Origin of the sequence: Anatilimnocola floriformis (assembly GCF_024256385.1) — a bacterium.
In the GTDB taxonomy this organism is placed as follows: domain Bacteria; phylum Planctomycetota; class Planctomycetia; order Pirellulales; family Pirellulaceae; genus Anatilimnocola; species Anatilimnocola floriformis.
Genome location: NZ_JAMLFW010000001.1, coordinates 2,435,299 through 2,448,454, shown reverse-complemented (window position 1 = coordinate 2,448,454; position 13,156 = coordinate 2,435,299). Strand labels below are relative to the sequence as shown.

Genomic DNA, 13,156 nt, shown 5'->3' with positions numbered 1-13,156 from the left:
ACGCCAGAGTGTATTCACGAGGGCGACTGTTGTTCGCTAACGCGACGTAGATCACCTACTACAACTCGCTACCATGTCAGCCCCATCGACAGCACCAAGCCGTAAAGTTGCGCGTCGGGGTTCAGTCGGTTGGCTGGCGGGCCGCTGGCGGCGGAGGAAAAACTGTTGGTGGTCAGAGTCCCGATCGTTCCGCCAAAGCCAGCGCCGCCGGTCGGTGGCGCGTCGACTTGCCAATGCTGGTACTCCAGCCCCGCTTTGAAGAAGAAATTAAACGGCAGATTCTGCAGCGGAATGTCCCACTCGATGCCGACTTGAATTTCACCAATCGTCATCGTGGCAAGCGCATCGTTTCTCGACACCGTGGCGGCCCCAACGAGTGGCGCAGATGGACTGGAGGCCACCGTGCCAGCGGCGTACGCCCGGCTGTCGCTTCTGCCCCACAGAGATGAAGCTCGCGCCCCCAAATACAAATTGGCATACTGCCAGGGAATGGCCCGCTTGCCCGTTAAACTGCCGGTCACACCCGTGCCATCAAACTTAAAGAAGTTTCCGTACTGCAGGTTGACGAAGTTGCCTGTCGTGAACACACCGTACACGCTCAAATCGGCTGCGCCACTCAACTCCGCATGGCGAGCACCAAGTGTGCCGTCGACGGTCCACAAACCTGGCCGAAACGTCCGCAGCACTTCCAGGTCGAGCGCATACAGTCCCGCGCGATCGACCTCGCGATAGGTCCCAAAGTTCGCCTGTTCCACGATCCCTGGGGTCGTGGTGGGGCGACGTTCGAGTTGCTCGTTCATCTCGAAATAGCGGGCCTGCACACCCCAATTGTCGCCAAATTTTCGCCCCAAGAAGATGCGCGGCGCCGTGGTAAATGTACTGATGCCCTGGCCGGTTCGAAACGAAGCATCCGTCCCCGGCGTCCCGGCTTCGTCGAGCGACAAGGTGATCAATGCATCGTTGTCGACGATGAGCTTCAGGAAGGTCGCTTCCACGCCGCCGAACCAATGCGGCACCTGGCAGCAAAGGCAGCACTCGTCGCAACCTTCTGCAGCCACTTCGAATGCGCCAGAGGTGTAATCGGTCGCAGGCTCAGGCACCGGCGGCACATCTTGAGCGGCGGCCGAACTCAGTAAGCACAACAGCAACGCCAGGCCGGCGTTGCCGACCAATCCATTGGTCCGCATTGGAGCATCCTTTTCGAGCATGGGAGTGGTCCTGAGAAGCGCGAAATCCATTTTCGCGCGGAACAACTCCTGCAAGCTCCATCGAAAATCCCCGCGCGAAACCGCAGCATTGCTAGCCAAGCTGCGATATCACGCACAGTCGCTTCCCGCGGCGAGAAATTCTGTTGCCGCAGTTGCGCCAACTGGTGTGAGTGGGGGCGATTCCAGCGCAGTCAGCATCCGAGATTCGTTGCAATCATCAGCGCCAACTACGTGTAACTACTACCGCCGGCGCATACGGATCGTCCTCAATTCGAGTTTGCCGCTGGGGCAAAGCGTATCGGCAGCTGCAACGAAGCTCTGCTGTCGCTGCCAGCTGATCGATAAAGTTCGCTTCCTCGCGGACTGCGGCGACCTGCAGTTGGAGCGAGCCCCTGCAATCTGACCGGATTGCAGTGGCTACCGATGTCGCCAAAGAACCGCCTAGTTCTTCTTATCCCCGGTCAGCGCGTTCGCGGAGTAATCCAGGAAGAGATCGCGCAGGCTGTAGTCGACGAGCCAATCGCGGCCCGTCGAACCGAACACATAGTCGAAGATGCCGTCGTCGACCACGGTCGTGTTGTTGATCAAGCCGTTCAGCGAGGTAATCCGCGTGGCAAACGGCGTGTTGGCGGTCCAGAGCGCGAGAATGTTTTGCAGGTTCGCGCGGGTCATGTTCGTCAGACTGCCGCCGATCACGATATCGTCATCCGTGCCGGCGTTGATGTTGTCAAAGCCGCCACCACCCAGGATCAAATCGCGGCCTGCATCTCCCGACAGGACGTCGGTGTCGGCTCCCGTTCCGCCATACAGAATGTCGTTGCCGGCGCCGCCGTAAATCGTATCGATGCCAGCGCCGCCGTCGAGGTAATCATTGCCGCTGCCGCCGAAGATCACGTCGTTCCCGGCATCGCCATAAATCGCAGTCGGCTTGCTGAGGGGCTGAAAGACCGTGATCGCGTCGCTGCCGGCGAAACCGTGGATGACGATGTCATCGAAGGACGACAACGGATAGATGGCCGATCTGCCGTAGGGGGCGATGATCACAATCACGCGGCCGGTTAGCGGATTCGAGCTCGTTTGGCGAACCAAGATGGCGTCGTACGAGTTCGTGCCGTTGATGACGAGCGTACGTCCCACGAGTTGCGAGGTGCCGTCGGCCACTGAAGGGGCGGCGGCGATCGTCACTGCGTAATCTTCCACTTCGCCGTCATCGGCCAGGCCGGTGGGCAGCGCGCTGCCGCTGGTGCTGATGCGGAAGCGGGCAAAGCTGCCGCCGACGACGGCAGTGCTCGGCACGGTGAAGGTCACGACATTGGCGCCCGCAACAACGTCTAAACCGCTGGCAATCTTTTCTGCGGCATCGAACACTCCGTTGCGATTGAAATCGATCCAGGCATCGAGCTTGCCCGGAGCGCTCGCGTTGGCCGTGACCGTGCTGACCACGCCAGGGACTAGCGTTGCCGAACCGAAGGTGATTCCTCCTTCGTCATCGCTGCCGGCCAGATCATCGCCGTTGGCATTGGCCGAGGCCTGATTCGCGGTTTCAAAATCGCGCGTGCCGAGCAGCGGCCCGGTTTGGAAATCGCCACCGATGTAGTTCAAACCTTCCGAATGCTGGGCCACGCCGTAAGAGGCCGGCGCATCGCCGAAGTCGTAATCCGCGACCGGAGTCGTATTGAGAACGATCGTGACGGTGTTCGAATCGGCCAAGCCGTCGTTGGCCTTGTAGGTGAAGCTGTCCGTGCCGTTGTAATCGGCAGTCGGCGTGTAATGGAACGAGCCATCGGGATTGAGCGCGAACGAAGCGGCATGTTCGGGCGCCTCGACCAGTATCGCGGTCAACACGTCGCCCGTGTCGTTGTCGCTGGCGTTTGTCAGCGCGCCCGGCGCTGGCACCACCAGCGGCGTGTCTTCCGCGGTCGAGTAGACCATGCTTTGAGCGAACGGCGCGTCGTTATCGCCCGTGATGGTGACGACGATCGAACCGGTCGCCGTGCCGCCGTCGTCGTCGACAATCGTGAACGAGATGGTTTCGGTCGCCGTAGCGCCTGCCGAAAGCGAATTGAACGCGCCGGAGGGATCGTAGACAAACGTGCCATCGGCGGCGAGCGAATAGAAGGCTCCCGCGGGCGTGAAAGCATCCACGGCAACGGCAGTGTGCGTATCGAGCGTGCCGGCGTCGGTCAGCCCCGTCAGTACATTGATCGGCGCGCTGGCGGCGTCTTCGGCGGTGGTCACTGTCTGATCGGCCGCGACGGGCTTCACGTTCTTCACGTTGACGGTGAGCGTTTCCGGCACAGCCGGTGGTGCGTTGGCTACCGCAGCGAACACAAAATTGCGTACCGCGGCGTTGTAGGTTGAGTTACCGATGGGGGCGGTGACGAGCCAGTTGTCGAATGTGTCGCCCAAGAACGCGCCATTGCTGACGTAGGCAATTTCGCCAGTGCCCAACGTGCGCAGCGTCCATTGAAAACCTTCGGCAGAAGAAACGACGCCGATGGTATCTGCATCCAGGTCGGTAATCGCATCCAGGTCGACATACGAATTGACGGGAACGACGTTGCGAATATCCACCACGCCTGTTGTCAGGCTGCTGGCCAGATCGATGATTGCGTCGGGGACGGCGTCCGTGTCCACGACACCTGCCCCGCCGACAAACGCAGCCAGGTTGGAATCAACTGGAGAACCGGCCGAATCATAACCCGTGACAAAGACCTTGCCGCCGGCAGTGACGTACGTCGTCAAATTCGCGATGACCGCAGCCGGTGCGATGTCGCCAAAGCCACCCCCCGTCGAACTCCACACCACGGCAGCGTAACCCGACAGATCGGCCAACAGGGCTGCGTTGCCATTGGCGAAGTCGTTGGCCACCACCGTGACGTCGTAAGCCGCGCCGAGTGCCGCGGGAATCGTCAGGTCGGTGAAAGAGTCGGAAACAAACAGCACGCGCGGCAGGCTGTCGTCATCGGTCAGTGTGGCCGACACCGGATAAAAATCGTTGCTGGTGTCGCTGGGATTGTCGTCCAGGTACTGATGTGGCAGCGAGAAGACGCGGGTGGCTGGATTCCAATTGATGCCATTCTCGGCCACGGTGAGGGCCGCAGTGCCCAGGCTGAAGGTCTGCGTATTGTTCGGCGAGAGTGAGTCGCCCCAGTTCAATTTCAAGGTGAAGGTGTCGGCTGACGCTGGATCGGTCACGGTTCCGGTCAGCGTCAGAGTGCTGTTTTCATTCACGACCCCGCCATTGCTCAAACTCATCAGCAAGGTGGGAGCGACGTTGTTGATATGAATGGTCGCCGTATCAAAGGCAAATTCGCCGTCATCGCTGGTCACGCGCAAACCGACCGTGCGCGTGGTCGGACCATCGATGCCCGCGGCTGAGAACGTCGGCGATACGCCGCTCGTTTCGTAACTGCCGTTGTTATCGAGATCCCACTCGTAGGCCGTGATGTTTCCATCGGCATCGTCCGAATTGGCCGCCGATAGAATCACGCTGCCACCTTCGTTCACCGAATAGAGTTTGCCCGCGTCAGCGGTCGGAGCAACGATGAGGCCACCAAAATCCCAGTTGACGATTCTCGCCAACTGAGCTGCAGAGAGTCCGGCGACCAGATCGCTATCTTGCGCTGGATTCGTGTTGAAGAACGTCGGCGCTTCGCTCGTTGCTAAGGCGGAGGTGGTGTTGATTTTCTGAAAGAACATCAGCGAGCGACTTTGGCCCGCGGGGACAGTCACGCTGTAGCGAGCGAGCACTCCCTGCCCACTGTCGACGTTGGCGCTGAATACCACTGGCGACACAGTGGAGGGTAGGACGTCCGGCGAGAAGGGACCTGCCAAGACGGTTGTGTTCGCCGGATCAATGGAATTGCCGTCGTCGGTCACCAGCCAACGATCGTTGGCAGCAAACGTCGTGTCGCCACTGCTGGTCGCGGCGACGGTCGTCGAAGCATCGGAACCAAAGTTGCCCGCGTAATCGACCGGAACCGTGATGTCGCTCGCCGTGGGATTGCTCAAGGTCAGCAGCGCGCGCAACGTGGCGCTATCGGCTGCCAGGTAATAGCTGTAATTGACGTTCAGTACCGATTTCACCGACGGGGCAAAGTTGATGTTCGGCGCGTTGTCCGTGAGCGAGCCGCCGACGACTGAGTCATTCACCCAGACCTTGGCTGCAAAATCGAAGGCGTCATTTTGGACGCCGATGGTCGCGTCTTCGATCGAAGCACCATCGCCGGGCACGCCGATGCTAGAACTGCCGCCCGTGGGGAGACCGTTGGTCGTCGTGACATCGTCCGAAAAGCTCCAGCTCGAACCGCCGCCGCCGGGAATGGTGACGATCGTCAGCACCTCGCGCTTTTCGAGCGACTCCAAAAACGAGCGGCGCGTTTGCTTCTTTACCGCGGGGCGTTGCCGGCGTGAGGATGCAGTGAGACGATTCCAAAGACCATTTAAAGACAACGACATCGGTGAGCAAAACTCCGATTGGCAGGGGAAGGGAGCGGGGATGCTGCCTCAACTGGAAGCAGCTGCGGATATGCGCGGTTCCAGCAGCTTAATTGCCAGCCCGGCGGTTTCATACTGCGACCGTCGTTAAAAAACCACTAAGAAGCGTGGGCCTAGCCGGACCAGAGCCGCAGCGGTAAGTCCGGCGACCAGCCGATCAAAGTGTATTGACTCTGCCTATTCGGGAGGACAGAATGCCCCCCGCTGGCGAAATTCTTCGCCAAATCTTCATAAAAGGCGGAATTATGAAACGGGGATCGCGTCGCGATCGTTTGTGGCGTCGTGTCTTTGGTCGCCATCTCGGCAACAAGTCGCGACGACGCGCCTGGCTCGAACAATTGGAGCCACGTCAGGTGATGGCCAGTCTGCCGATCATCAGTGAGGTGATGGCCGCCAACAGCAGCGGCCTGAAGGACGCCGATGGAGATGAGAGCGATTGGATCGAAATCTATAACCCCACCGCCGCTCCGATTAACTTGCAAGGTTGGTCGCTGACCGATGATCCGGGCGATTTGAACGAGTGGGTGTTTCCCGCGGTCACGATCGGGCCGAACGCTTTCTTGACGGTGTTCGCCTCGGACAAAGATCGCACGACAGGTCCCGAACTGCACACCAATTTCAAGCTGTCGGCTGGCGGCGATTACTTGGCGCTAGTGAATGCCGGCGGTGTTGTTGTCAGCGAGTACACGCCGACCTATCCGCCGCAGATCGACAATGTTTCCTACGGCATTGCGTTTGATACGGCTGAGCTGATTCAGTCGGGCGCTGCGACTCAGGTGCGCATTCCGACCAACGGTTCACTGGGCAACACTTGGACAACGACGGGATTCGATGCCACCGGCTGGACGACGGGGACGACCGGCGTGGGTTATGGCGTGGTCCATCCGGGCTTCAACATTGTCTATGCCCGCGCAAACGTGGAAGTGAGTGATCTAGGCGTCGCGCGCAATGTAATCACCACGCCCTCGATGCGTTCGCTGACGTTGAATACGACGGCGGCGGTGGTCAATTACATGGGAACCGGCGGCGGCGGGCACTATGGAAGTGATTCGGCGTTTCCCAATCAAGCCATCGGCGATGACATCAACGACTTTGTCGTGCAGGCGAATGGCGTCGTAAAGATTCCGACTGCGGGGAATTGGACGTTTGCCGTCAACAGCGACGACGGTTTTGAATTGAAGCTTGAGCGCAACGGCGTGACGTTTTCGTCGGAATACTTTGCCACGCGCGGAGCATCGGATACGCTCGCCACGTTCAACATTCCAACGGCCGGCGATTGGAACATTTCGGCAATGATGTATGAGCGCGCCGGCGGCGCGAGCTTTGAATTGTTCGCTGCGCCGGGAAGCTTATCGAGCTGGAATGCGACTGCCTTCGACTTGATCGGCGACACGGCCAACGGCGGTTTGACGACTTATGCGCCGATTGGCGTTGGCACCGGCGTAGCCGTCGGAACCGACGTGCGCGCTGCCATGCAGAATGTGAACGCGTCGGCCTATGTGCGAATTCCATTCACGGTGACGAATCCGTCGACCTACGATTCGTTGCAGCTGAGCATGCAATACGACGATGGCTTTGTGGCGTATCTCAATGGGGTGGAAGTTGCCCGGCGAAATGCACCGACGTCGCTCGCTTTCAACTCAGCAGCCACGGTCGATCGTTCGCTCGCCGACGCGACGACGGCAGAGAGCATTAATCTGACGCCGTTCTTGAGCAACTTGCAGGTCGGCAATAACGTGCTGGCCATTCAGGGGCTGAATTCGTCCGCCGGCGACGATAGCTTTTTGGTTCTGCCGCGACTCATCGCCTCGGCGGCGCATCCCGAGCAACTCCGGTACTTCCACACTTCAACACCGGGCACATTCAATGTCGATCCAGCCTTGGGCGTGATCGATCGCGTTAGCGCCAATGTGGCGGCCGGTTTTTACAACAGCCCCATCTCGGTTACGCTCTCAACTCCTTCGGCGGGAGCGACGATTCGCTACACGATCGACGGCAGCACGCCGACGGCTACGAATGGTTTGATTTACAACACCCCCGTTTCCATCTCGGCAACGACGACGCTGCGCGCGGGAGCATTTCGAACCGACTACCTCTCGCTGCCGACGATCACGCGCTCGTACATTTTTCTCGACGACGTGATTCGTCAATCGCCGAGCGACGATGTGGCCGGCGGAGTCTATCCCGATGTCGGCGCCGCGCCGGCAGGCTGGCCCACGACTTGGGGCGGCAATGTCGTGGATTACGGCATGGATCAAACCATTGTCAATCAGGCCGGCGCTGCGGCGGTGAAGTCGGCATTGCTGTCGCTGTCGAGCATTTCGATCACGACCGATTTGTCGAATCTGTTCAATGCGTCGACCGGCATCTATGCCAACGCCAGTCAGGATGGCCGCGATTGGGAGCGCCCCGCCTCGATCGAAATGCTCAATCCCGACGGCTCGGCGGGTTTTCAAGTCAACGCCGGCTTGCGCATTCGCGGCGGTTATAGCCGCAGCAACGACAACCCCAAGCATGCGTTCCGCGTCTTCATGCGCGGTGAGTATGGCGATTCTTCGCTCGAGTATCCGCTGTTCGGCCCCGACGCTGCCGATTCGTTCAAGAAGTTCGATTTGCGCACCGCGCAGAATTATTCCTGGAGCTTTGCCGGCGACGCCAGCAACACCATGATTCAAGATGGTTTCGCCCGGCAATCGCAACTCGATATGGGAGAGCCTGGCACGCACAGCCGGTGGGTGCATCTCTATATCGATGGTCAATACTGGGGCATCTATCAGATCGAGGAGCGCCCCGAAGCAGAGTTTGCCGCCACTTATTTCGGCGGCTCGGCCGAAGACTATGACGTCATCAAACCTGAAGCGGGTGTTTACACCAACAGCGCGACCGACGGCAACTTCGATGCGTATCAGCGCCTGTGGCAGTTCGTAACGACGCAAGACCTGGCGAACAACGCGAACTACTACCACATCCAAGGCAAGAACGCACTCGGCGTTGATGATCCATCAATCCCCAGCGAAGACGTGCTGCTCGATGTCGACAATCTCGTTGTCTACATGTTCGGCATCTTGCACGGCGGCAATCTCGATGCGCCGATCTCGGCGTTCCTCGGCAATAACGGCATCAATAATTACTTTGCGATTCGCGATCGGACGGGGCGCGAGGGCTTCAAGTTCATTCAGCACGATGCCGAACACACGCTGCACAATGTGAATGAAAACCGCAACGGTCCTTTCACCGCGGGACAAAATTTCGATCGGTTCAATCCGCAGTTTTTGCATCAGCAGCTGATGGCCAATGCGGAATATCGGATCCGCTTCGCCGATCTGGTGCAGGAAAACTTTTTTAACGGCGGGCCGATGTCGACGGAGGTCGCCGGAGCGAGATTTCAAAAAGACGTCGCGCTGCTCGATCCCGCCATCGTGGCCGAGAGTGCGCGCTGGGGCGATGCCAAGCGGCAGACGAGTCCGCTCGGCAAGACCGATTGGCTGTCTGCCGTGGCGACCATGGCAGGGTTTGTCGCCAATCGCAATCCGGTTTTAATCTCCCAATTTCAAGCCATCACGCCGAACAGTTTGTTCCCTACGGTCGGCGCTGCTTCGTTTTTGATCAACGGCGTTCCGCGCAGCTCGGGAGAGATTTTGCCAGGTAGCGTGCTGCGCATGGCGGCAGCTGCGGGGACAGTTTATTACACCACCAACGGCAGCGATCCTCGGCTCGTTGGCGGCGCGCTCAATCCTGCCGCAGTCGCTTACGATCCTAGTGGTACCGATTCGACGCTGGTCGCAACCAATTCGCAGTGGAAATATTCCGACAAGGGAACCGATCTCGGAACCGGGTGGCGGGCCGAGAGTTTCAACGACACCGCGTGGTCGGCTGGTAATGCGGAGTTGGGCTACGGCGACGGCGACGAAGCAACCGTGGTGAGCTACGGCCCGGACGTGAATGCGCGATACATCACAACTTACTTCCGCAAAAGCTTCACGGTGGCCAGCGTCAGTAATCTGACTGGCCTGAAGTTGCGATTGAAGCGCGATGATGGCGCTGTGGTCTATATCAATGGTGTGGAAGCGACCCGCAGCAACATGCCGAGCGGGGCGATTCTGAATTCGACGCTAGCCAGCAGCAACGTTGGTGGCACCGACGAGCAGACCTTTTATGAAGTGGATCTCAATCCCGCTCTGCTGCATGCTGGCACGAATGTGATTGCCGTGGAAGTTCATCAATCGGTCGCCAATAGCAGTGATGTTTCGTTCGATGCTAGCCTGATTGCGCGCGTGCAAACCAATCCAGGCCTGCCATTGAACACCTCGGCGACCATCAACGCCCGCGTGCTGAGCGGCGGAGTATGGTCTGCCCTGACCGACGCCACTTTCAGCACGGCCACCAAAGCGGCTGCCGGAAACCTGGCCGTTACCGAGGTGCACTACAATCCGGCGGCGTTTCCGGGCGCGACGACCGCGCCGCTCAACGATAAACAAAACTTCGAGTTCGTCGAGTTGCGGAATATCGGCTCTTCGACGATCGATCTCACGGGCGTGCAATTTAACGCCGGCATCACGTTCAACTTCACCGGCGGTGATGTGACGTTCCTCGCGCCGGGACAGCACGTGGTCGTGATCAAGGACCGGCTGTCGTTCGAAGCCCGTTATGGTACGGGCGTCTTGGTCGCTGGCGTGTATACCGGCAGCCTCGATAACGGCGGCGAGCAACTTCGATTGGTCGATGCTGCTGGCGCAACCATCCAGGACTTCACTTTCGATGACGATCCGGCATCGACTCCGCCGTGGGTGACATCGCCCGATGGCAATGGCCCTTCGTTGACGGTTCGCAGCGTAACCGGCAATTACAACTTGGGCTCGAACTGGCGAGCCAGCTATCTGACCAATGGCACGCCCGGTTATGAAGAAAACGATTACCCGGTAAATCTGACGATGACCGGTGGCTCGGTTGCCGAGAACGTCGCGAGCGCCGTAGCCGGCACACTTTCAGCGACTGATCCAAATGCTGCCGATACGCTGACCTACAGCCTGGTGAATGACGCCGGGGGACGGTTCGTCGTGGTGGGCGCGAATATCGTGCTCGCCAGTGGTGTGCTGCTCGATTATGAAACGCAGTCTTCCTACAGTATCACTGCGCGCGCGACTGACGCCGGCGGTCTGTTCGTAGAAAAGGCCTTTACGATTCAAGTAACCGATGTCGCCGAAGCCAACATCGCGCCGACGTTTGTCGTTGGTACGCCGCCGGAAGTAAGTGAGGATAGTGGTTCGCAAACGGTACCTGGTATCGCGAGCGGCTTTGTGCCGGGTCCGACCAGTGAAGCGGCGCAAACGTTAGTCGCCTATCTGGTGCAGAATGTCTCGAATCCTTCGCTGTTTGCCGTGCTTCCGGCTGTGGATGTGAATGGAACGCTTACCTACACCCTGGCAGCCAATGCTTTTGGTAGTTCCACGTTCGACTTGCGAGTGCGCGACAGCGGCGGCACGGCGAATGGCGGTGTCGATACCAGCGCGCCGCAAACGGTGACGATCGCAGTGAGTCCCGTCAACGATCCGCCGAGCTTTGTGAAGGGGGCCAACATTACGGTTCCTTACAATGCCGGATTGCAGACATTCCCAAACTGGGCCGCGAGCATCTCGGTCGGCCCAGCAAATGAAGTCGCGCAACAGCCCAGCTTCAGCATCGCGGGTAACTCTTTGCCGGGGCTGTTTTCAGGACCGATCACGATTAGCCCCACCGGCACGCTGAGCTTCACGCCAGCGACAGGCGTCTCGGGCACGGCGACCATCACCGTGGCAGTTCAGGACGACGGCGGCACGGACAGCGGCGGCGTGAATGTTAGCGGCACGCAATCCTTCACCATCACGGTCAGCCCCGCGCCGGTGAATTCGTTGCCCACCATCAACGCCATCGGCAATCGACTCATCAGCGAGAATGTCGGTACGCAAGTCGTTAACCTCAGCGGCATCACCGCCGGTGGTGAGTCTCAGGCGCTGCAGGTTTCTGCTGTGAGCAACAACACGGGGCTGATTGCGAATCCGTCGATCACTTACACGTCGCCGAATGCAACTGGCTCTCTATCGTTTGCTCCGCAGGCCAATCAAACCGGCGCGGCGACAATCACCGTGACCGTTCGTGACGCGGGCTACGACGGCAGCTTCAATACAGCGGATGACGGCGTGACCTCGACCACCTTCACGGTGACAGTGGCGCCGAACAACTATCCGCCGGTTACGCACGACAGCACCGAGCAAGTCACTTTCAACACGCCGATTTCGCGGGTGTTTCCGGCCAACGATCCCGATGGTCCGGTGCTGACCTTTGCCATCGTCATGCTGCCTTCCTTTGGCACGATCAGCGGCTTCAATACCGCGACGGGGGCATACACTTACACCCCCAACGCCGGCACTACCGGCCTCGACGTTGTGATGTTCAGCGTGACCGATGGCCTGAGCACGGCCACTGGTACAGTCCGGTTCGCGGTTCAGGAACCGGGCACGAGCGTATCTGCCGTGGGTGGGGATTTGTTCGTGACTGGTACGCCAGGCGATGACATGATCATCGTTTCGAAATCGGCAACGAATCAGGTAATTGTGCGCACGCAGTTCGGAGCCGGCTACTATCCGCTCACGAACCAGCTGTTCATCAACGCCCGTGAAGGGAATGACACGGTCACCGTCAGCTCGCTCACGAACCCGACCACGATCGATTTGGCGGCCGGCAACGACTACGCATCGGGAAGCATGGCCAACGATACGATCATCGGCGGTGACGGCGCGGACCAGATCAACGCCAGCGGTGGTGAAAATATCGTTTGGGGCGACAACGTCGGCGAGCAGAATCTGGCAGCCGGCGGCGACGATGTCCTGAGCAGCCTGGATGGCAATGATGTGATGTACGGCGGCGGCGGCAATGACCAGCTCTATTCCGGCGGCGGAAATGATTATGTGCATGCTGGCCAAGGAAACGACCTGGTCTCGGCGGGAGCTGGCAACGATCGGATCTTTGGTGGTCAGGGTAACGACGGTCTCTACGGCGATGAAGGCGACGACATCATCGTCGGCGGTAGCGGCAACGACACCTTGATCGGTCGCACCGGCAACGACATTTTGATCGGGGGCTTGGGAGCAGATCAAATGAACGGCGACGAAGGCGCCGACTTGCTGATCGGCGGCGATACGACCAACAGCGGCAGTTCGACCGCCGGCGACGCCAACGACGTCGCGCTGCTGGCCATGTTGACGAGTTGGAATGCAACCCGACCCGCGGGGCTCGCCACTCCGTTGCTCGCTGGTAACGACAACTCGATCGATACGCTCAGCGGTTACACCGGCGATGACGATTTCTACGTGAACACCGGCGATCTCACCCCCGACCTCAATGGCAATGGTATGGGGATCGACAGAGTCGTTAACCTCTAACAAGACTGAAATCGCTATAGCACCTACCTG

At 59.4% G+C, this 13,156-nt stretch carries 3 protein-coding genes; 1 reads left to right on the top strand and 2 read right to left on the bottom strand.

What is annotated here, in order from left to right:
* Positions 1-68: 68 nt before the first annotated feature.
* Positions 69-1,208: a hypothetical protein gene (locus M9Q49_RS09480; RefSeq protein WP_254508484.1), complete on the bottom strand. Its 1,140-nt coding sequence runs from the start codon at positions 1,206-1,208 to the stop codon at positions 69-71.
* A 441-nt stretch (positions 1,209-1,649) separates the two neighbouring features.
* Positions 1,650-5,669, bottom strand: coding sequence for a beta strand repeat-containing protein (locus tag M9Q49_RS35720; protein ID WP_315861165.1), 4,020 nt, complete (start codon positions 5,667-5,669; stop codon positions 1,650-1,652).
* A gap of 284 nt (positions 5,670-5,953) precedes the next feature.
* Here M9Q49_RS35720 and M9Q49_RS09465 point away from each other — a divergent pair, with 284 nt between their 5' ends.
* Complete coding sequence (locus M9Q49_RS09465; protein WP_254508483.1) at positions 5,954-13,126, top strand: lamin tail domain-containing protein; 7,173 nt, start codon at positions 5,954-5,956, stop codon at positions 13,124-13,126.
* The last annotated feature ends 30 nt before the right edge of the window (positions 13,127-13,156 follow it).